The 18,477-nt window shown below is 72.0% G+C and carries 21 protein-coding genes and 1 pseudogene; 10 read left to right on the top strand and 12 right to left on the bottom strand.

The window, feature by feature from the left end; translation table 11 throughout:
• The gene (locus KBX37_RS06000) at positions 1-759 is read left to right on the top strand and encodes an alpha/beta fold hydrolase (protein ID WP_210774921.1); all 759 of its coding nucleotides are present in this window, start codon (positions 1-3) and stop codon (positions 757-759) included.
• Positions 760-896: 137 nt separating this feature from the next.
• Here KBX37_RS06000 and KBX37_RS05995 read toward each other — a convergent pair whose 3' ends face one another.
• A complete protein-coding gene (locus KBX37_RS05995) occupies positions 897-1,910 on the bottom strand; it encodes an SDR family oxidoreductase (protein ID WP_210774920.1) in 1,014 nt (337 codons plus the stop codon).
• A 271-nt stretch (positions 1,911-2,181) separates the two neighbouring features.
• On the opposite strand from KBX37_RS05995, the gene KBX37_RS05990 reads away from it, so the two are divergent.
• A complete protein-coding gene (locus KBX37_RS05990) occupies positions 2,182-2,340 on the top strand; it encodes a hypothetical protein (protein ID WP_210774919.1) in 159 nt (52 codons plus the stop codon).
• Positions 2,341-2,476: 136 nt separating this feature from the next.
• On the opposite strand, the pseudogene KBX37_RS05985 reads toward KBX37_RS05990, so the two are convergent.
• Positions 2,477-3,275: pseudogene (locus KBX37_RS05985) on the bottom strand (GAF and ANTAR domain-containing protein).
• Between the two features lie 575 nt (positions 3,276-3,850).
• Between KBX37_RS05985 and KBX37_RS34215 the strand changes: the two are divergent.
• Positions 3,851-4,477 (top strand): hypothetical protein, encoded by a 627-nt coding sequence (locus KBX37_RS34215; protein ID WP_247657128.1) that lies wholly within the window; start codon positions 3,851-3,853, stop codon positions 4,475-4,477.
• A 534-nt stretch (positions 4,478-5,011) separates the two neighbouring features.
• Positions 5,012-5,209, top strand: a complete 198-nt coding sequence (locus KBX37_RS05975) for a hypothetical protein (protein WP_210774918.1) — start codon at positions 5,012-5,014, stop codon at positions 5,207-5,209.
• A 118-nt stretch (positions 5,210-5,327) separates the two neighbouring features.
• Here the strand turns inward: KBX37_RS05975 and KBX37_RS05970 are convergent, their stop codons facing one another.
• On the bottom strand, positions 5,328-6,374 hold the full coding sequence (locus tag KBX37_RS05970; protein ID WP_374103672.1) for a fatty acid desaturase: 1,047 nt from the start codon (positions 6,372-6,374) through the stop codon (positions 5,328-5,330).
• A 32-nt stretch (positions 6,375-6,406) separates the two neighbouring features.
• Positions 6,407-6,556: a hypothetical protein gene (locus KBX37_RS05965; protein ID WP_170285366.1), complete on the bottom strand. Its 150-nt coding sequence runs from the start codon at positions 6,554-6,556 to the stop codon at positions 6,407-6,409.
• Positions 6,557-7,001: 445 nt separating this feature from the next.
• Here KBX37_RS05965 and KBX37_RS05960 point away from each other — a divergent pair, with 445 nt between their 5' ends.
• Complete coding sequence (locus KBX37_RS05960) at positions 7,002-7,721, top strand: SigB/SigF/SigG family RNA polymerase sigma factor (RefSeq protein ID WP_247657147.1); 720 nt, start codon at positions 7,002-7,004, stop codon at positions 7,719-7,721.
• Positions 7,722-7,755: 34 nt separating this feature from the next.
• Here KBX37_RS05960 and KBX37_RS05955 read toward each other — a convergent pair whose 3' ends face one another.
• From KBX37_RS05955 to KBX37_RS05935, 5 genes are all read right to left on the bottom strand, one after another.
• Positions 7,756-9,246 carry a glycoside hydrolase family 130 protein gene (locus KBX37_RS05955; RefSeq protein WP_210774915.1) on the bottom strand — a complete coding sequence of 497 codons (1,491 nt, stop codon included), beginning with the start codon at positions 9,244-9,246 and terminating at the stop codon, positions 7,756-7,758.
• Entirely contained in the window at positions 9,243-10,295 is a 1,053-nt protein-coding gene (locus KBX37_RS05950; protein WP_210774914.1) for a glycosyltransferase, read from the bottom strand. Before KBX37_RS05950 ends, KBX37_RS05955 begins: the two co-directional genes overlap by 4 nt.
• Entirely contained in the window at positions 10,292-11,428 is a 1,137-nt protein-coding gene (locus KBX37_RS05945) for a glycosyltransferase (RefSeq protein WP_210774913.1), read from the bottom strand. The genes KBX37_RS05950 and KBX37_RS05945 overlap by 4 nt, the downstream gene beginning before the upstream one ends.
• Positions 11,429-11,538: 110 nt before the next feature.
• On the bottom strand, positions 11,539-12,570 hold the full coding sequence (locus KBX37_RS05940) for a glycosyltransferase family 4 protein (RefSeq protein ID WP_210774912.1): 1,032 nt from the start codon (positions 12,568-12,570) through the stop codon (positions 11,539-11,541).
• Entirely contained in the window at positions 12,567-12,740 is a 174-nt protein-coding gene (locus KBX37_RS05935; RefSeq protein WP_170285367.1) for a hypothetical protein, read from the bottom strand. The genes KBX37_RS05940 and KBX37_RS05935 overlap by 4 nt, the downstream gene beginning before the upstream one ends.
• A 538-nt stretch (positions 12,741-13,278) precedes the next feature.
• Between KBX37_RS05935 and KBX37_RS05930 the strand changes: the two genes are divergently transcribed.
• The 3 genes from KBX37_RS05930 to KBX37_RS05920 all read left to right on the top strand — a co-directional run bounded on the left by KBX37_RS05930 (position 13,279) and on the right by KBX37_RS05920 (position 15,635).
• Complete coding sequence (locus KBX37_RS05930; RefSeq protein ID WP_210774911.1) at positions 13,279-13,704, top strand: lipopolysaccharide assembly LapA domain-containing protein; 426 nt, start codon at positions 13,279-13,281, stop codon at positions 13,702-13,704.
• A 3-nt stretch (positions 13,705-13,707) separates the two neighbouring features.
• A complete protein-coding gene (locus tag KBX37_RS05925; protein ID WP_210774910.1) occupies positions 13,708-14,262 on the top strand; it encodes a DUF5994 family protein in 555 nt (184 codons plus the stop codon).
• Positions 14,263-14,453: 191 nt separating this feature from the next.
• The gene (locus KBX37_RS05920) at positions 14,454-15,635 is read left to right on the top strand and encodes a low temperature requirement protein A (RefSeq protein ID WP_210774909.1); all 1,182 of its coding nucleotides are present in this window, start codon (positions 14,454-14,456) and stop codon (positions 15,633-15,635) included.
• A 143-nt stretch (positions 15,636-15,778) separates the two neighbouring features.
• On the opposite strand, the gene KBX37_RS05915 is transcribed toward KBX37_RS05920, so the two are convergent.
• A complete protein-coding gene (locus KBX37_RS05915) occupies positions 15,779-16,102 on the bottom strand; it encodes a nuclear transport factor 2 family protein (RefSeq protein WP_210774908.1) in 324 nt (107 codons plus the stop codon).
• Positions 16,103-16,451: 349 nt separating this feature from the next.
• Between KBX37_RS05915 and KBX37_RS05910 the strand changes: the two genes are divergently transcribed.
• Positions 16,452-16,733, top strand: a complete 282-nt coding sequence (locus KBX37_RS05910; protein WP_210774907.1) for a hypothetical protein — start codon at positions 16,452-16,454, stop codon at positions 16,731-16,733.
• 79 nt (positions 16,734-16,812) lie between these two features.
• Here KBX37_RS05910 and KBX37_RS05905 read toward each other — a convergent pair whose 3' ends face one another.
• Together KBX37_RS05905 and KBX37_RS05900 are read right to left on the bottom strand one after the other, a co-directional pair.
• Positions 16,813-17,031, bottom strand: a complete 219-nt coding sequence (locus KBX37_RS05905; protein WP_088964186.1) for a hypothetical protein — start codon at positions 17,029-17,031, stop codon at positions 16,813-16,815.
• A gap of 148 nt (positions 17,032-17,179) precedes the next feature.
• On the bottom strand, positions 17,180-17,848 hold the full coding sequence (locus KBX37_RS05900) for a DUF1707 domain-containing protein (protein ID WP_374103670.1): 669 nt from the start codon (positions 17,846-17,848) through the stop codon (positions 17,180-17,182).
• 170 nt (positions 17,849-18,018) lie between these two features.
• Between KBX37_RS05900 and KBX37_RS05895 the strand changes: the two genes are divergently transcribed.
• Positions 18,019-18,447 carry an ATP-binding protein gene (locus KBX37_RS05895; protein ID WP_210774905.1) on the top strand — a complete coding sequence of 143 codons (429 nt, stop codon included), beginning with the start codon at positions 18,019-18,021 and terminating at the stop codon, positions 18,445-18,447.
• Positions 18,448-18,477: the final 30 nt, after the last annotated feature.

The raw sequence follows: 18,477 nt of genomic DNA, 5'->3' as shown, positions 1-18,477 counted from the left end.
ATGCCCGACGTTTCCCTCGGCGTGACCGCGTCGTTTCATGACGGGGTCCTGGGGCGGATACGCAGCCGCTCAATCGGCGTGCCGCGAACCGACGTGCCGGAGGTCGTACTCGTGCAGGGTATGGCTGTGGCCAACTACCTGCTGCCTGGACTGGCCGCGTTCGGGCAGTGGACTCGCGCGCACCTGTTGGAACTGCCTGGCTTCGCCGGCAGCGGCGATCCACCGCACGAGCTGTCGGTGCAGGAGTTCGGGCGCGCCGTTGCTGACTGGCTGGCCGCCCGAACGCTCGGCCGGGTGATCCTGGCCGGCCATTCCAGCGGCACTCAGGTCGCCGTCGAGGCCGCCGCGGATCATCCTGCGGTGGCGGGGCTGGTGCTGGCCAGTCCGACCGTCGACCCGGCCGCCCGTGGCCTGCTGCGTCTGCTCGTCCGATGGCAGCTCGATGGCCGGCGCGAGCCTCCGGGCCTGACCCGGTCACACTGGCCGGAATGGAAACGCGCCGGCCCGCGCCGGCTGGTCCACCTGGTGCGGGCTCATCTGCGGCATGGCATGGAGGATTCCCTGGCTCGGCTGACTGTGCCGCTGCTGATTCTGCGCGGTGAACAGGACCGGCTGAGCACACCGGCATGGGGGCGCCGACTGGCCCTCATCGTTCCGGACGGCCGATACGCCGAACTTCCCGGCGCTCACACCTTTCCCTGGCTCGACCCGCAGGCCTGGTCCGAACCGGTGCGCGAATTTGCCGAAGCGGTGCGGTGACAAGCGCACGCACGAAAGCGCCGAGTATCCGCCCCATGCCCGCCCGGCATGTTCGCCGCTTGGTTGGGTGCCCACCCCGGCGCCGAGGCGCTCTGCCCGGGTCGTGGTGGTCGAAGAACAAGCCCCGCGAGCGAGGGTCATCGGCGGCGCCAGGCGGCGACACCCGCCACTGTCCCGGCCACCCCCATGGCGGCAGCGAGACGGTGCCGGGACAGCCACGCCTGCGGGCTGCGGCTGTGGGCGCGGCTGGCGAAGTCACCGTGCGCGCCGTAGTCGTGCCCGCCCGGCCCGTCCAACGGATGCCACAGGTTGTTCGGCCGATCATGGTCGGCAGGGCGGTCCGTCTGCTGCGACTTGTAGCCCGTCCGAGCGAGGTAGCGGTCGAGCAGCCCCGGCACGACGCGGTTGCCGAGGATGGTCAGCGCCGTGGACGTGCCGACCCAGTACTCCCGACGGCGGGGCCGGTACGCCGCGCCGACGATCGCCCGGGCCGCCACCTCCGGCTCGTAGATCGGCGGCACCGGTTCGGCGTGTCGCGGAAGGCGCGACAGCAGCCAGTCGAACTGCGGGGTGTTCACCGCCGGCAGGTGCACCATCGTCACCCGCACCTTGCTGCGCTCGTGCAGCAGCTCGCAGCGCAGCGACTCGGTGAAACCGACGATCGCGTGTTTCGCCCCGCAGTACGCCGCCTGCAGGGGGATGCCCCGATAGGCCAGCGCCGAGCCGACCTGGACGATCGTTCCCCGGTTCTGAGGGGTCATCTGGGAGAGGGCCACCCGGGTGCCGTGCACGTACCCCAGGTAGGTGACCTCCATGGCGCGGCGGAACTCCTCCGGCCCGGTCTGCTGAAACGGGGCGAAGACGGAGCTGAACGCATCATTGATCCACAGGTCGACCGGCCCCAGCTCCGCCTCAATCCGCCGGCCGGCGGCGGCCACCTGCTCGTAGTCGGCCATGTCGACCTCGATCGGCAGCGGCCGGCTGCCAGCGACCCGCACCTCTTCGGCTGCCGCGTCCAACCCAACCCTTCCCCGGGCCAGCAGCGCGATGGCAATCCCGCGCCGGGCGAGCAGACGCGCCGTCGCCCGGCCAACCCCCGCGCTCGCCCCGGTGACCACCGCCACCCGGATGCCGTGTCCGCGCCCAACCATGTCCGACTCCCGTCGCCTGCTCCTCCGGTCCTACCCGTCCGCAGCTCGCCCAGTCAGCCAACGGGAACCGAAGTGGCGATCCGTCCCTATCGCGGCTTCGGAAAGGGATGGGCTGGTGGCGATCAGCGTCCACGGCGCGGTGGAGCTCACGTTTCGACGGAGCTGGCGGTCCCGACGCCGGCTGAGGTCGTTTGCCGTCCGAAGCTCCGGGAAGACGACGGGCGACAGTGGTGCGGAGCCGCCCGCGCCACGGCACCACGGGGAGGTCGACATGGGTAACCGGGATCAGCTGCACCAGCTTCGCCAGCAGGCGCACGACGCGGGCATCGAGGGCAACTCCAAGATGACCGAGGAGCAGCTGCGCGACGCGCTGCGCAGGGTCGGCAAGGGTGAGCAGCCCCAGATGGCCAAGCAGGAGGCCAAGCGATGACCCGGTGAGCAGGCCGGCGCCGGCCGTGGTGCCGGTGCCGGCGTTGCCGGCGTCGTCGCAGCTGATGGCGGCGAGCAGCTTCCGCAGGCTCGCTCGCAGGCGCGGCCCCTCGCCGGTGCCCTCGGCGCGTCATTCCTCAGCCGGCAACGTGACGAGGACCAGGCCGGGCGGCCGGATGCCGAGGGGAAGCAGAAAGAGCCGTCGCTGCCTCCGCCGGGCGCGGGCCGCGGGACGTCCCGGCTGCCCGGTCGACGAGGGCCTGGGCCACGTCGCGGACCTTGCGGTTGGAGTCCTGCGACACCTTCGCCAGGACCGCGAACGCCTCCGCCGGGCTGCAGCGGCGCTCGCCCATGATGATGCCCTTGGCCTGCTCGATCACCGCGCGGTTCGCCATCGCCTCCTGCATTTGCCGGGCCAGGGTCGCGGTGCTGTCGTAGAGCTGCGCGTTGGCCAGAGCGACCGCGGCGTACGCGGCGAACGTCTCCAGCACCGACACCGAATCGTCGTCGAAGGCGTGCGGCGCGCGCGTAGACGTTCAGCGCTCCGACGACCGCCTCCTGCACCGGCAGGCCGATCGACACCGAACTGCCCACCCCCGTCTTGCGGCCGCGATCGGCCCAGTCGGGCCACCGGTCGTCGGCGGCGAGATCGGGCACGGACATGACATCACCGCTGGTGGCGGCGTCCAGGCACGGGCCACGGCCCTGCGCGTACTGCCGCTCGTCCATGTCACGGGCCAGGTCGTCGGTGAACGCCGCCGTGTACCCCGTCCCGCCGCGTACCAGCGTCACCGACGCCTCCACCGGTGTGGGCAGCACCCGCTTGGCCAGGTCAGCGACCCGCTGCAGGACATCGTCGAGACCGACCTCGCCGAGCTTGATACGGCCGAGTTCGGCGAAGGCGTCAGCGGGGTCCGTCGGCAGGGGGCGAGTCATGGCACCAAATCCTCATGACCGGCACGCCCAACCCGGAATCGAAGCCGAGGAGAACGCGCGGATGGCAGCCCACGCCTGAAGGGCCGCTGCACGAACCCACCAGGGCGGAGCTGGGGACCCACGCCGCTTCCTTGACGCCGGTTCGCCGCACCCGATACCGCGGATGCGAACTACAGGGCCCCCAATGTACTTTCCCTGCCGCGGAGAGCGTTCCCGCGGAGTAGGCAGGATTCGGGACACGAACGAGTAGGCGGGGATCTCCGGGGCGTGAGGTCCGAGGGCCAGTCCGGCAGTATGGCGGCTCGGGCGGGTGACGTGCGACAGGCGCGCGCTGGCGAACAACGCCGTCACCTTCGCAGGGACACGGTCTTATCAGGACCGGAGCCAAGAGGACGGCCGCACAACTGACTGTTCAGTCAGCAGTTGCGTCGATCCGCACCGCGCATCGAAATGGTTCTCTACCATCACGACAGGCCACCACAACATCCTGAAACGGTGCGCAATCGCCTCCTGACGCTTGGTCACTCGACTGCCTATACGGCAAACTCCTGAACGTTGCTGACGAGGAGATACCAGTGGATGTTTTCCGCGGCACCTCGATCATTCGCAACACCGTCAGCCAAACCACCTCCACCATCAGTCGGGACCCCCACGCCCCACCGGCCCTCACCGAACACGCCGAGGCCGTCGGCGCGCTCCTCAACGACATGATCACCTGCGTCCTGACCGAGGACACCTGGCCAGGGCCCCTCGTGCTCGTATCGCTGTGCAGAACACTGGACATCGACCGCGCGGGGCTGGACCTTCTGGCGCACCACACCCTCACCGCCCTGCTCGCGCAGCAGCCCGGCCCGGAAGCCCTCGTGCGCACAGCAGCCACCTTCGCCGCGGCGACCTGTCACCTACCTGTTGCGGACGATCGGCACCGGAAACCGCACCTGTCCAGACCGACGCATCGAGCCACCGCTCCGGCCGAGACACACCTACCCATGCCACCCACCTGGGCCTGCAGCGGCTGCGCTCACGAATGGCCCTGCGCCACGAAACAGAGCCAACTTCTCGCGGAATTCGGCGGAACCCGGCCGGCGCTCGGCATCTACCTGGGCTCCTGCTTCAGTGCAGCCCTGTTCGATTTGCCTCGGGCCGACAAACAACAGCTACGACACCGCTTCCTCGGCTGGCTACCGCGAGGGACCTTCTAGGCGAGGCGGCGGCAGCTGCGCCTACCGCCCACTCGTCGTGCGCACCATTCCTGGCTCGTACTGGGCGTCGAAGACCACGAACGCGGACGACACTGGCAGGTCGAGCACCGGGCTGAACCTACGTCACACAGACCGTGGGCAGGTGCCGGGTGCTGGGTGATCAGTCCTTCCCGCGACCAGGCGGGCTACTTCCTCGCCGGGTACCGACGTACCCGCGGATCGGAGCCGGCGTCCCCGCGACCAGCGGGCGGACGCCGGTCGGTGCCCTGCGGCGGTCTGCGCCGCACGGCACCGCCCGCTTGGCCGGGGGCGAGGGTGGCACCACGCGTCGCGGCCGGCGGGCGGCCCGCTGCGGCGGGGGTGCACGACGGATGGCAACGGCGGGTAAGGTTCAGGGTGTGTCGCCGGGCGGTTGCCCGTGATCGAGACACCGCCGCCGAGCGCCAGTGCGAGCGCCGGCCGGTTACCACGAATGCGCGGCGAGAACTGCCCGCGAACCAGTGCGCTCCTCACCTGCCGAAATGGGACTGTTGCATGACATCGAACGACAATGATCGCTCCGCGTTGTTTCTCGCCACGCCGACCACCGACGAGCTCGACGACCCGGGCGTGACCTTCGACGGCAGCGAGGAGGCGATGCGGCAGCTGCGCCATCCCTTCACGGTGACGCCGACCCGCCCCTCGAAGCGGCCGACGGCGACCAGGGGTGACGACCCGGAGCAGCGCGACTGACCCGACGCCGTCGGCCACCCGTCCCACCGACCACGGGCAGACCGCGGTCGAGGAGCGGCCGAGCAGGCCGACGCCTTCGGGACCGGACCAGACCCACGAGGTACGCGGGTACCCGGCTTCAGCGCGGTGCGGCGTCCGTCCGCGGCTCGCCGGATCCGATGTCGTCCAGGTGGCGCAGTGCCTCGGCCCACGAGCGGCCGAGGCTGGTCTCGTGGTAGTCGATGTCGTGTTCGGCGCAGAACCGGCGGATCAATGGCCGGGCGTGGCGCAGGTTGGGGCACGGCATGCTCGGGAACAGATGGTGTTCGATCTGATAGTTCAGCCCACCGAGCAGGGCGTCGACGAACCGCCCACCGCGCACGTTGCGGGAGGTGAGGACCTGCCTCCGCAGATAGTCGAGGTTGTCCTCGGCGTCGAGGATCGGCATGCCCTTGTGGTTGGGCGCGAACGAGCAGCCGAGGTAGAGGCCGAGCAGCCCCTGGTTGACCGCGATGAATGCGACGGCCTGCGCCGGGCTCAACACCAGGAGGACGGCAGCGAGGTAGCCGCCCAAATGCAGGGCGAGCAGTCCGAATTCGGCGGGCCGACGCGCGATGCGGCGTGGGCCGAGGAGGGCCTTCACGCTGTTGGCGTGCAGGTGCAGGCCTTCCAGCAGGAGCAGCGGGAAGAACAGGTACGCCTGGTAGCGGACGACGAGCGCGCCGAGGCCGCGCCGTCGCCGGGCCTGGCCGGTGGTGAAGGACAGCGGCGCCACGGTGATGTCGGGGTCCTTGCCCTCGGTGTTCGGGTGGGCGTGGTGCCGGTTGTGCTTGTCCACCCACCAGCCGTAGCTGAGCCCGGTCAGCAGGTTGCCGTGCACCATGCCGATCAGGTCGTTCCCGCGCCGCGTACGGGCTATCTGCCGGTGCCCGGCGTCGTGGCCGATGAATCCGGCCTGCGCGAAGACCACCGCGAGGGCCGCGGCGACGCCCAGCTGCCACCATGATTCACCCAACCGGGCGAACAGACCCCACAGTCCGACGAAGGACGCGACGACGAGGCCGATCCGCACGGTGTAGTGCCCCCGCCGCCGCTTGAGCAGACCCGCGGCCCGCACCTGCCGGGACAGGTCGGCGTAGTCACTGCCGCGCTGGCGGTCGGCGCCAATGCTGGTGTCACTCACGATCGCATGCCCACTCGTCGCAGTCCGCCAGTTGATCAGCGGCGTCGACCCGGTCCTCCGGTCACCCGCTCCATGAGCTGTCGAAGCTTCTGCTGGGTGCTGGGTTTGGCCGCCTGGGTGCGGCCGAACCGCATCAGGTCACGACCCTTCGGGCTGTTGAGCAGACCCTTGATCCGTTCAGTCATCGATCCCGACGTCACGATGCACTCCCCTCCTGACGGCCGGCTGCCGGCTGACCCGGTGCCCTTTCACCTTCAGTGTCAGCCATCGCCGAGCCGTGTCGGGGCGGATTGGGTGATCCTCCCGCCGTCGCCGAGCCACCGGCCGCCACGCTGGGACACCTCATACTTTCGGCTAGCACTTTATCCGCCTTTCGGGTAGCGTTCGCGGCATCAAGTGACCGACATGACGCGGTGGCGAGGCCCGTGATCGTGGCCTTGCGACAGCGCACCAGCCCGTACGTGCGCTCCGGCGACAGCCGGTTCGGAGATCTTCCGGTCGTTTCGATCAGCGGGCCCGGGCGGGAAGGCCACACTCATGGTCACCACCTTCGAACCGACGACCAGCACCAGCTTCGGCCAGCGCAGCGGCGCGCAGAGCGCGGACAGCGCGGATGCCCTCCTGGCGACGATGGCCGCGACCCCGGCCGGCGACCCCCGTCGCCCGGCGCTGCGGGAACGCGCCATCGAGGCGTGGTTGCCGCTCGCCCGCCACCTGGCGCGGCGCTACTCGGGACGCGGCGTACACGACGAGGATCTGGCCCAGACCGCGGTGGTCGGGCTGATCAAGGCCGTCGACAACTTCGACCCCACCCGGGGCGTCGACTTCACCGGGTACGCCATCCCGACCGTCATCGGCGAGATCAAGCGGTACTTCCGCGACCGTACCTGGGCCGTGCGGGTGCCCCGCCGCCTGCAGGAGCTTCGTCTGTCGATCACCGAGGCCAACAGCACCCTCAGCCACACCCTGGGGCGCTCACCGACCGTGGCCGACATCGCGACCTACCTCGACCTGCCCGAGGAGACGGTCCTGGAAGGACTGGAAGGGGCCCGCGCCTACCGCGCCACCTCCCTGTCCACACCGACCGGTGCCGACGGCAGCATGGAACTCGGCGACACCCTCGGCGCCCACGACCACGGCCTCGACCTCGTCGAGCTCCGCGTCGCCCTCGGCCCGGCCCTCGCCACCCTGCCGGAACGCGAACGCCGGATCCTGACCATGCGCTTCCACGGCAATCTCACCCAGGGCCAGATCGCCGAGCAGATCGGCATCTCGCAGATGCACGTCTCCCGGCTCATCACCCGAGCGCTCGCCACCCTGCGCGGCCATCTCTCCGACGAGCGCCCCTGAACCGCCGGTCCCATCAGGCCCGCAGCCCCGGCGCTCACCCGTCCCGGCCGCCGCGCGGCGGGGATTCCACCATCGCCGCGACGAGGGCGGCCACCGGTACGGTGGCGAACCCGACCCGGGCGTCGCTGGCCCCGTACGGCAGCCACAGCTCCCCGGCGTGGACCAGCCCGCCACAGGAGTAGACGACGTTGGGCACGTAGCCGTCCCGGTCCGCCGGGTCGGGTGACAGGAGCGCGCCGGGAAGCTGCGCGATTACCTGCTCCGGTCGATGCAGGTCGAGCAGGAGCGCCCCGACGGCGTACCGGCGCATCGGGCCGACCCCGTGGGTGAGCACGAGCCAGCCGGCGTCGGTCTCGATGGGGGATCCGCAGTTGCCGACCTGGATCAGTTCCCAGCTGTCCCGGGGGGCGTGCAGCGGCGTCGACTCCTGCCACCGGTTGTCGCCGTCCAGGCAGGTCAGACCGATGGTCTCGCCGTCGGAACGGCACAGCGCGAGGTGACGGCCGCCGACGGTACGAGGAAACAGCGCGACGCCCTTGTTGCGGGCGCCCGGCCCGCGCATCGGGGTCACCTCGAAGCGGCGCAGGTCGGTGCTGGCCAGCGCGCGGGTGGCGATGCGCCGTCCGTCGTAGGCGGTGTAGGTGGCCCGGTACACCGGTCCGGACTCGTCGGTGAACCTGACGAACCGGGCGTCCTCCATGCCGTTGCTCTCCGCCGGAGTGGCCGGCCAGAGCACCCGTTCGTGCAGGGCGGTGTCGGCAGGGAAGGTCGTGGCGTAGCTCGCGGCGTCGATGCGGCGCAGGTGTTCGAGGGTGTCCAGCCCGGTGCTGCGCGAGAGCAGGTCCGGTGGCAGGTTGCCGAGCACCCGCTCGAAGGCAGCCTCGTCGTACCGGTCGGGCAGGGCGTCCAGCACGGTGGCGGTGACCTCGTTGTCCCAGTCCTCCTCGGCCAGGCCGGCAGCGAGCAGGTCCCGACGGTGCCGTACGCCCGTTCGCTGCCCGACCACCAGTGGGCCGGACCGGTCGGCGACCGTGAGCCGCCGCCCGGGTCCGACGATCGCCGTGGCGAAACCGATGGACGACAGGTGACCCTCGCCGATCTGGCGCAGGCTGAGCGCGACGCGCAACTGCCCGGCGTCCAGGTTGGTCTGGTCGGGGTGGGCGACCATCGACGGATTGCACAGCGCGGCGGACTCGACCGCGTACTCGTGGCTGAAGTAGGCACCGACCAGGAGTCGGGTGGTCGGGGACAGGTCACGGGCCCGGGCGATGCGGTGCCGTACCAGGTCGTAGTGGTGGTGGAACGTGCCGGCCAGGTCGCGGTGCCGGGTGCCGAAGCGGTCGAAGGTGTCCCGCAGCAGCCTGCCGGTCTCCTCGTCGTCGAGGTGCGCGACGCGGTCGATGAGCGCTCCCGCGCGGGTGCGGACCACTGCGGCGTCCTCGCCGGGGACGAAGAGCTTGGCGATGACCCGGCGTGGATCCGGGGTGAGGGTCACGCCGTGCCGGACGGCCAGGGTCCCGGTCACGACCACCGCCCGGCGTGCTGCAGGGTGGAGATCAGCGCGAGGGTGGATTCGGCACCCTGGTTGAGGTTGGGTCCGTGCGCGGTCAGCCCGTCGTAGCCGCCGCCGGTCTCCGCGTCCCACATCGCCGTGCCGACGTCGTTGTCGCCGAGGAACCACCCGACCGCCTGCCGCACCCCGGTCTCCCAGCCGGGGTCGCCGGTGACCGTGGCGGCGGTGGCGCAGGCGTCGGCGAAGGCGGCGGCCTCGATCGGCTGCTGGTCGTGGCGGAGCCGCACCGCGCCGCACCGCCAGCCGCCGGCGGGTATGACCGACAGCCGCCCGTCGAGGACCTGGACGTCGCGCAGCCAGGCCAGCATCCGCAGCCCGTCGTCGAGGGGTGGGCCGCCGTGGCGTAGCTGGCTGGCGGCGATGACCACCTCGGCGAGGGCCGCGTTGGCGTACGTCAGCTGCTGCCGCGGCCAGGGCCACCGCGGGTCGGGCCCGGGTCCGCCGACCGCGCTGCCCGCGTCGGCCAGCAGCGCGGCCGCGGCGGCGTGGGCGGGGTGGCGGCGCAACACCTCGGCCGCGCCGAGCCCGGCGAAGGCCATCGCGTGCGGCGTCGGGGCACGTCGCGTGGCACCCCTACTGAAGGCGACCAGCGCCTCCTCCCGGATCCAGGCGGCGGGACTGCGGGCGGCGGCGGTGCCCAGCCCCCACAGCGCCCGGCCCCACCAGTCGCCGAGCCCGGGCTGGTCGGACCAGCGCCGGTCGTGACCGAGCCGGTTGTGGAACGCGCCACCGGCGTCCTGCGCGTGGGTCAGGAAGGCGAGGTAGCGCTCCGCGAGCCGGAGCACCTCCTCGGTCGGCTCCGGCTGTCGGCTGGTCACGACCAGGCCGCGGGCGACGTCGTCGGTGCAGTAGCCGTGCTCCCGGCGGACGATGGCGTGCCGGGCGTGCTCGAACAGGCCGGTGTCGTCGCTCAACCGGATGAGGTGCGCGAAGCTCGGCGCGGGGGCCGCCGACGCGCGCCGGCCGACCGACGTGGTGGGTCGGCCGGTGGTCGCGGTCACGCCGACGCCGCGCTGACCACGGACGGGCGGGCGGCGGTGAGCCGCTCGGCCAGGGTGCCGTAGCGGGCCGCCACGGCCGGCCAGCGCAGGTGCGCGGCCAGTGGCTGGACGCGCCCGGCCAGCCGGGCGGCCAGGCCCGGTTCGACCAGGATCCGCCGGATCGCCGCGGCCAGCGCCGCCGGATCCTGATGGGGTACGACCAGACCGGGGCCGCCGGTGAGCAGCTCGACGGCGTGCGGGAACGCCGTGGAGACGACGGGCACTCCGGCGGCCACCGCCTCGATGAGCACGCCGGAGGTGACCTGTTCCCGGGAGTCGTAGGGCAGCACCACCACGTCGGCGGAGCGGATCAACCGGCCGAGCGCGACCTGGTCGTGGTAGACGTCCTGGTAGTCCACGGCGTGCGCGACGCCCAGCTCCGCGCCGAGTCGGTGCAGTCCCGACCGGTACGCCTCCCCCTGGTGCTCGATCACCTTCGGATGGGTCCGGCCGGCGACGGTGTAGGTGGGTGTCGGGTCGAGGTCCTGCAACCGCGCGAGGGCCCGTAACGACCACTCGACGCCCTTGCCCGGACCGAGCAGCCCCCAGGTCAGCAGGTGCGGCCGGGTACGACGGGCGACGGGTGCGCCGACGTGCTCGGCGGCACCGTGCGGGATGACGGTGACCTTGCCCGGGGGCACGGTGTAGCCGACGAGCAGCCGGTCGCGGGCCGTGTCGGTCATCGTGACGACCGCCCCGGCGGCGGTGACGATCTGCTCCAGCAGGGACTTCTGCCGGGCGGAGGGCTGGCGGAGCACGGTGTGCAGGACGACGATGCTCGGCACGGTGAGCCGGCGCAGCAGCGGCAGGACGTCCTCGCCGTCCGCGCCCGGGTAGATGCCGTACTCGTGCTGCACGACGGCCACGTCGTAGGTGTTCAAAGCGGCCGCGGCGTCCCGCCAGCCGGCCGGGGTGCGCGTCGACCAGGTGTGCACCACCCCGGGCCCGGGCCGCTGGTCGTCGCCGCGCTCGGTGACCCGCACGATGCCGCCGCGCGCGCCGTCGGCGGTCAGGTGGGCGGCGAGGGCGGAGTTGAAGGTGGCCAGTCCGCACCGCGTCGGTGGGTGGGTGCTGAGGAATCCGTAGCTGAGCATGGGTGTCGGGCCTTCCGGTTGTCGGCCGCCGCCGGAGCACGGGGGCGAACCTCACGCGGTGACGGCGCACGCCGGCCAGCGTGTGTGGCCGGCGGAACGAAAGGGGCGGCTCAGCTGCGGACGGGGGATCCTGGCCGGGCATGGTTGGTCAGGTGGTCGTAGACGGACAGGTAGTCGGTGACCATCCGGTCCGCGCTGAAGCGCTGCCGGGCCCGCGCCCGGCAGCCGGCCCGGTCGAGCCCGGCGGCCCGGGTGACGGCGTCGGCCGCCTGCTCGACGGTGTGTACGAGGAACCCCGTCACCCCTTCGTCGACGACTTCCGGCATGGACCCGCGCGCGTACGCGACGACCGGTGTGCCGCAGACCATCGACTCCACCACCGACAGTCCGAACGGCTCGTCGAAGGCGATCGGGTGCAGCAGGGCCGTGCTGGCGCCCAGCACCTCCGCGCGCCGCCGGGGACCCACCGATCCGAGGAAGACGACCTGATCGCCGTCGATGTGCGGGGCCACCTGCTCGGCGAAGTACCGCTCGTCCTGCACGATGCCGCAGATGGTCAGAGGCCGACCGGCGAGGCGAGCGATCTCGATGGCGGTGTGGGTGCCCTTGTCGGGATGGATCCGGCCGAAGGCGGCCAGTCCGGGGCCGGCGTCGCGGGTGAACGGCAGCGCGGTGAGGTCGACGCCGTGGTGCACCGTGGCGACGTAGTCGAGTTCGGCGCTCCGGTCGGCGTCGGAGATCGACACGTAGGACGAGCGCGCCCTGGCGTACGCCGGGAGGATCCCGGCGCCGGAGAAGCCGTGCACGGTGGTGAGCAGCGGAGCGCGGCACTGTTCGGCGAAGGCCAGCGGCAACCAGTCGAGGTGGTTGTGCACCAGGTCGAACTGCCCCGAACGGGCCAACGCGTGCGAGACGTGCATCGCCTCCCACACCCGGCCGTCCATGTCCGGGTCGTCGGCGTACCCCCGGGGGCACACCCCGTCGAGCTGCGCGGAGGTGACCGAGTCCAGCGTCGCGAAGAGTGTCACGTCCACGCCGCGGGTGGCCAGCCCCTCGGCGAGCAGGCCGGTCACCTGCTCCCAGGGGCCGTAATGGTGCGGGGGTGTCCGCCAGGCGACCGGTCCGAGCAACGCCACCCTCACGGGGACGGCGCGTCGGCGAGCTCGGCCGGATCGAGATGCAGGGTGGCGAGCAGCCCGACGTGCTTGGCCGGGTCCACGCGTTCCGGCAGTTCGCGCTCGACCCACTCGGCCCTGAAGGGCTGGCCTCGTTCGCGAAGGACGGTGACAATCCGGTGCCTGGCGATCCTCATCGGGTACTCCCTTGTGAAGCCGTCCGGGGCGGTCACGCTCCCGGACGGCGGTGTGTTCGCGCCGGTCGGCTCCGCCACCGGCCGTCGGGGCGCGGGGCGGACCTGAAACCTTGCGTGACCGGCGGATCGTTCGGTCGGGACGTGGTCGGCGATCAGCCAGCACGAGGAGCTCGCTGCCCCGATGGGGATGACGATCGTGAAAGGCCCCTCGCGGGCTTGCGGCGACGGCACCTGGCGGCCACCGGGGACCCCGGGCGACATACCCACCGTACGCCTCACGGGCTGGATCGGCACAATCACCGAAGGCAGCGCTGCCCGGAAATCGCCTGCCGATGGTGCCAGCGGTTCAGGCGTACGCTGACAGTGTCGCTCGGGAACCCCGGTGACTGACGGTCCGCCGCCGGCGGACGGCCCCTCCCCCGCACCGGTACGCCGGGCCCGCGACACTCCGTCGCAGACCCGCCCTCGCCCGACGCCCGCGCTGGCCCACGCCGGCAGCCAGGTACGCCGGGCACCCATCGGAAGGCGGCGGTTCGTGATGACCGCACCCCGAAACAGCCACGTCCGGCTTCCCCTCACCAACGGACACGACGGCCCCGCCACCACTCGCCTGACGCCCCTGCGCCCCGCAATGAAGCGCTCGCGGATCGGGGATCTGTGGATCGTCGCCGTGGTGTTCGCGATCGTGCTCCTGCTGCTCCTGATCTTCGTACTGCAGAACGGGCAGCGGGCCGAGGTGACGTTCCTGGGCGCACACGTCGCCCTGCCGCTCGGTGTCGCACTGCTGCTGGCCGCGGTCGTCGGGGTCCTCCTCGTCGCCCTCCCCGGCACCGCCCGGATCGCACAGCTGAGGATGCGCGCCCACCGTTCCGCGACGCGATCGGCGGGGCGGCCCGCGCCCGGTCCGACCGCCCCGTCGGCGACCGGCGTCGCCCGGGCACTGCGGCCCCACCGGGAAGGTTGAGCCATGTCCGTCACCGGCCAACCTGCCGCCCCGATCGCCGCTTCGACGCCCAGCGCACCTCGGCTCGTCCTCGCCCCCACCCGGAACCGGGCGGTACTGGACGGCGGCTGGTGGCCGCGATCCTGGGACCCGGCCGCCGAACTCCCCGGCCTCGTCCTCGCCCTGGCCGAACGTCATGGCCGGATCCGGCACATCATGCTGAACATCCACGCCTGGGACAGCCGGCCCCGCCGGTTGACCGTCGGACCGGACGTGGTCCGGCTCGGCTGGTTCGACACCCTCGGCCCCGCCCTGCTGGTCGCCACCACCGGTCGGGACAGCCAGGTCGACCTGCTCGTGGTGCCGCCCGGCACCCCACTGGGGGCAGCCGAGCGGGCGATGGCGACCGCCGCCGACCCGGCCGACCTGAGACGCGCGCCCGAGATCCTGGCCGCCGTCCGGGTACCACCGGCGGCCACGACCCGCCCCGATGCGTACGCGGTGTGGGACAACGAGGGTGGTGGCGACGGAGTCACCAGGTACGGCCGGGATCCCCGGATCGACGCGAGGCGCGACTGAGAAAGCGCCGGGCCGGGGGGCGACGGGATCCCGTCGCCCCCCCCTGGGCGGATCACACCTTTTGCCCGCAGTACGCCCATTGCTCAACTAATGTTCGGTACGGCGATCCTCGAAGCATCCGACTCGGCCGGTTCCCTGTCGCCAGCCGCTCCTCAAGGCCATCAGACCCGGAGTCAGTAGACGGGCGACCGATGACGACCGACCGAGCAGTAGGCCTCACCCGCGAGGGTGAGGGGCCACAGCGGGCGACCCTGCTGGAGCTGTTTCTCGATCTGGTCTTCGTCGCCGCGCTCGCCCTGACCTCACGCACCTTGGCCGAGAGTCTCGACCGGGTCGGGATCTTCCAGACCGTGGTGCTGCTGATGGCGATCTGGTGGGTCTGGTCCATCACCGCGTTGGCAACCGATCTCTACCACGCGCAACGGCCGCCCATCTTCGTCATGACGCTCTGGGTCATGCTCGGGACCATCCTGATGGCTGGCTCGCTGCCCGGAGCCTTCTCCGACCACGCCCTGGTCTTCGCGGGCGCGTACGTGGCGATCCACGTGGGACGTGGCATCTTTCTCGCCTCCGCACTGCACGGCCGCAAGGCGCAACTGCACGCCGGCCGGTTCATCTTCTGGTTCGTCGTGTCCGCCGTACCGTGGCTCGCCGGCGCTCTCGTGACGGGCCCGGCGCGGGGCCTGCTGTGGGCCGCCGCGCTCGCCATCGACTACGGGGCGGCCTGGCTTCGTTACCCCACTCCACGACTCGGTCGGGTACCGACGGCGCAGTACCGGGTGGCAGCCGACCACCTGGCGGAGCGTTATCAGCAGTTCTTCACGCTCGCCCTCGGTGATCTCCTCCTCGTCACCACCCTCACCTACGCCGACCACCATGTGACGGCCGCCCGCATGGCGGCCCTGCTGGTGGCGTTCGCCGCCACCGTGCTGCTGTGGCAGATCTACGTCCACCGCGCCGGGGCCCTGCTGCAAGCCGCCATCGAGGCATCCCGGGATCCGGGCGGATTCGTGCGGTCCGCGCCCAACACCCACCTGCTCATGGTGGCCGGCGTGGTCGCCACCGCCGCCGGTTTCGAGATCGTCATCGCCCATCCCACCGAGCAGACCACGCCCTGGCTGGCCGGCGTCATTCTCGGCGGACCCGCGTTGTTCCTGGCCGGACGCGCCCGATTCGAGTACGAGGTGTTCAGCCGCGTGTCACCGTCCCGGCTGGTCGCGCTGCTCGTACTGGCCGTCGCGAGCCCCGCCCTGATGCTCGCGCCCGCACTGGTGGCCGGCCTCACCGCCACCCTCGTCCTGGCCGGGGTCGCCGTCTCGGACGGTATCCGCGCCTACGGAAGCCCACCCGAGCCGCCGGCGCCCGCCCTGTGACCGACGACCGGAGGCGCCATCGCGGGTGCGGCCCAGCCGGTTACCACATCTCCAACGGCCGGCGGCGGGTCGGCGCCCCGGTCACCGCAGGGATCGGCCCGGGCACGGTGATCGGTGACGGCGCGGTCGGCCCGCCCTCCTGCTCAGGGCGCGATGCGCAGCCGGCGGATCTGCCGGTCGTCGTACTCGGCGAACCGGAAGCGCAGGCCGGCCACCGGGCTGCCGGGAAAGTCCCCGTTGATGGTGGCGGTCACCACCGTCCCCGCCGAGGTGTCCTCGACGTCGGTGATCTCGTACGACACCAGGGGCGTGTCCCGGCGCCAGGCGCGGATCGCCTCGATCCCCCGGTACTCCCTGCTCTCGTCCTCGACGACCGCGTCGTCGGCGAAGAGCGCGAAGTAGGCGTCCCGGTCCGGCTGGCCGGCCAGCGCGAAGTAGCGACGGATGATCTCGGGTAGGTCGATCATCGGAGCCCTCCGGTGGACGTGCTTCGGTCAGACGGTCGGGATGAGATCGCCTTCGAAATGCGCCGGTAAGGTGCGCGACGACGGCGCCAGGATCGCTGGCCGAGCGACCCACCTACGTGACGCAACGTCACGACTAACCCGAGGATCATCGCACCGCTGAAGGCGCCCGCGGACGTGATCGCCACCGCACCGGCCGGCCGGCGCACTGCGCCCACCGCAGCCCAGGTGGGAACGACTACGGCCCCGCCTGCCGGGTAGGAAGGGATGTGAGCTCGCCTGCGGACTGTCCCCCCGGCTGCGGAGCGCCCCCGGCCCGCCCGCCGGCGGACGGACCGTCCCGGAACGCCCGATGAACGCCGTCGTCGACAACGCGCGGCGCACCGTGCGGGAGGCGTACGAACGGCTGCGGCTGCTGCACCGGGACTTCCTCGCCGGCCGTGTCCCCGACATCGCCCGGGACCGCGCGGTGCAGGCCGCGGGCGAGGCACGCCGGGCGTACGCGGAGGGCCTGGGCTTCTCGGGCACGATCGTCGTGTCACAGTTGGGCATCGTGGTGAGCGAGACGCTCCAGGCGTCCGGCCTCGACATGGCGGAGGCGAACCGGCAGGCCGGCATCGCAGCGGGCATCTGACGCGGACGGCGGAACCCCGGCGGCGCGGATCACCACGCCGGCGGGGGTCGGCGTCAGTTTCGCGCGAACGCGCCCGCGCTCAGCGGGGCAGCTCGCGCCACGCGGGGTTACCCCCGCGCCACGCCCCGGCGAGAATGCTCGCCGAGGTACGACTCGGACACTCCTGCACCTTCGAACGGCCGTAGGCGCCGCCGATCTGTGCCTGTACCTCCCAGCGCAGCCCGTCGCTGCGGATGTACACGTCGCGACGGCCGCGTGCCGTCGCGTCCCCGTTCCACCAATGCTCCTCGACGATCACCTCGCGACGGTATCTCAACCGGCGTCTGATCGGCATCGCCCGGTGGCCCACTACCGCAGCTCGATCGGCCGTTTGGGCAGCCGGACCTCGGCGAAACGGACCGCTTTCGGTCCGACCGTCGCAGTCCGGCGACCGGACCGGCCGGTCGTCAGTCGTCGGAGTCGGGCGACCAGTTCTCCAGCTTCCTGCGCTTCTTCTCCTGCTTGCGCAACCGCAGCTCCCGCTCGGAGGGCTTGCGCTTGATCGCCACCCCGCCCCAGAGGGCGAACCCGCCGACGGTGACCGTCGGCGCACCCGGCGCGCCTGGCCCGGTGGCCCGGTGGTCGAAGCCACCCATCACCCCGACCCCGGTCACGTGCACGCTGGCCTGCTCGGGCACCCAGATCTCCAGGCCCCCCATCAGGGCGTAGGCCTTGATCCGCACCGCACCCACGGTGAAGATCGCGTCGCGCAGGTCGACCAGCCCGCCACCCCAGAACGCCAGGCAGGTGAACTCGGGGCCGACGCTCCACGGGCCGGACCGTTCGAACTTGCCGGCAAGGGCGAAGCCGCTGCGCGACACCGGCGCCCCGGCGACGTACGCCGGCGACGGGGGCGGGAACAGCGACGACCCCACGGCGGGGAGGTCGTGGGTCAGGGGTTCGAGTTCCGCGTAGGTGCGGGCGGTGTAGACCCGGCCCAGCCGCTCGTCCAGCTCGCCCAGGTCGAGCCGGCCCTCGGCGGCCGCCTCCCGCAGCACGGCCGCGACCCGCTCCCGGTCGGCGTCGGAGGTACGGATCTGTCCCGGGTGCACCGGTTCCGGAATGAGCTCGCTCACATAGAGGAGGGTAGAACAACCATGCATCCGGCCGGGCCCGCGCCACCCGCCCGACGGGGGCCGGCGGGTCGACGCAAGCCGGGACGGCGGCCTGCGGCGGGGGCACTGGTCCGGGTCACGACACCGAGGGGGACCGCTTAGGACTCGGCTACGGAGGGTAAACCGGGACCATGGCACAGCTGCGCACCTCAACACCGTCGCCGCAGGCTACCGAGCTGCGGCGGTGGCAGCTGTCCAGTCCCGCCGACCTGCGCCGCCTGCGGGCGTCGCTGCACCAGGCGCTGACCGGCGAGGAACTGCTCGCCGGGGAGGAGCTGGACGAGGTGCCCGAGCTGATGGTCCTGGTCGCCACGGAGCTGGCCACCAACGCCCTGCGGCACAGCATCCCGCCCACCACCGTGCGCCTGCTGGTCGCCGAGGACCGGTTCATCCTGGAGGTCGCCGACCACGACCTGAGCACCATCCCGGAGCTGGTCGACACCCGTCCGATGGGGACCGGCGGGCGAGGGCTCCAGATCGCCGAGGCCGTCTCGCTGGACATCGGCTGGTACGCCACCGACCGCACCAAGAACATCTGGGCCGCCTTCCCCCGGAGCTGACCGGCCGGCGTTCCGAGCGGCGGCCGGCGG

The organism is Micromonospora sp. U56 (assembly GCF_018070095.1).
GTDB classification, from domain to species: domain Bacteria; phylum Actinomycetota; class Actinomycetes; order Mycobacteriales; family Micromonosporaceae; genus Micromonospora; species Micromonospora purpureochromogenes.
The sequence above is the reverse complement of the archived record's forward strand: the minus strand, read 5'-3'. Positions and strand labels throughout refer to the sequence as shown.

Coding starts and splice junctions, on each gene's coding strand:
- KBX37_RS06000 (WP_210774921.1), top strand. CDS start 1: ATGCCCGACGTTTCCCTCGGCGTGACCGCGTCGTTTCATGACGGGGTC.
- KBX37_RS05995 (WP_210774920.1), bottom strand. CDS start 1,910: ATGGTTGGGCGCGGACACGGCATCCGGGTGGCGGTGGTCACCGGGGCG.
- KBX37_RS05990 (WP_210774919.1), top strand. CDS start 2,182: ATGGGTAACCGGGATCAGCTGCACCAGCTTCGCCAGCAGGCGCACGAC.
- KBX37_RS05975 (WP_210774918.1), top strand. CDS start 5,012: ATGACATCGAACGACAATGATCGCTCCGCGTTGTTTCTCGCCACGCCG.
- KBX37_RS05965 (WP_170285366.1), bottom strand. CDS start 6,556: ATGACTGAACGGATCAAGGGTCTGCTCAACAGCCCGAAGGGTCGTGAC.
- KBX37_RS05960 (WP_247657147.1), top strand. CDS start 7,002: ATGGCCGCGACCCCGGCCGGCGACCCCCGTCGCCCGGCGCTGCGGGAA.
- KBX37_RS05945 (WP_210774913.1), bottom strand. CDS start 11,428: ATGCTCAGCTACGGATTCCTCAGCACCCACCCACCGACGCGGTGCGGA.
- KBX37_RS05935 (WP_170285367.1), bottom strand. CDS start 12,740: ATGAGGATCGCCAGGCACCGGATTGTCACCGTCCTTCGCGAACGAGGC.
- KBX37_RS05930 (WP_210774911.1), top strand. CDS start 13,279: ATGACCGCACCCCGAAACAGCCACGTCCGGCTTCCCCTCACCAACGGA.
- KBX37_RS05925 (WP_210774910.1), top strand. CDS start 13,708: ATGTCCGTCACCGGCCAACCTGCCGCCCCGATCGCCGCTTCGACGCCC.
- KBX37_RS05920 (WP_210774909.1), top strand. CDS start 14,454: ATGACGACCGACCGAGCAGTAGGCCTCACCCGCGAGGGTGAGGGGCCA.
- KBX37_RS05915 (WP_210774908.1), bottom strand. CDS start 16,102: ATGATCGACCTACCCGAGATCATCCGTCGCTACTTCGCGCTGGCCGGC.
- KBX37_RS05910 (WP_210774907.1), top strand. CDS start 16,452: ATGAACGCCGTCGTCGACAACGCGCGGCGCACCGTGCGGGAGGCGTAC.
- KBX37_RS05895 (WP_210774905.1), top strand. CDS start 18,019: ATGGCACAGCTGCGCACCTCAACACCGTCGCCGCAGGCTACCGAGCTG.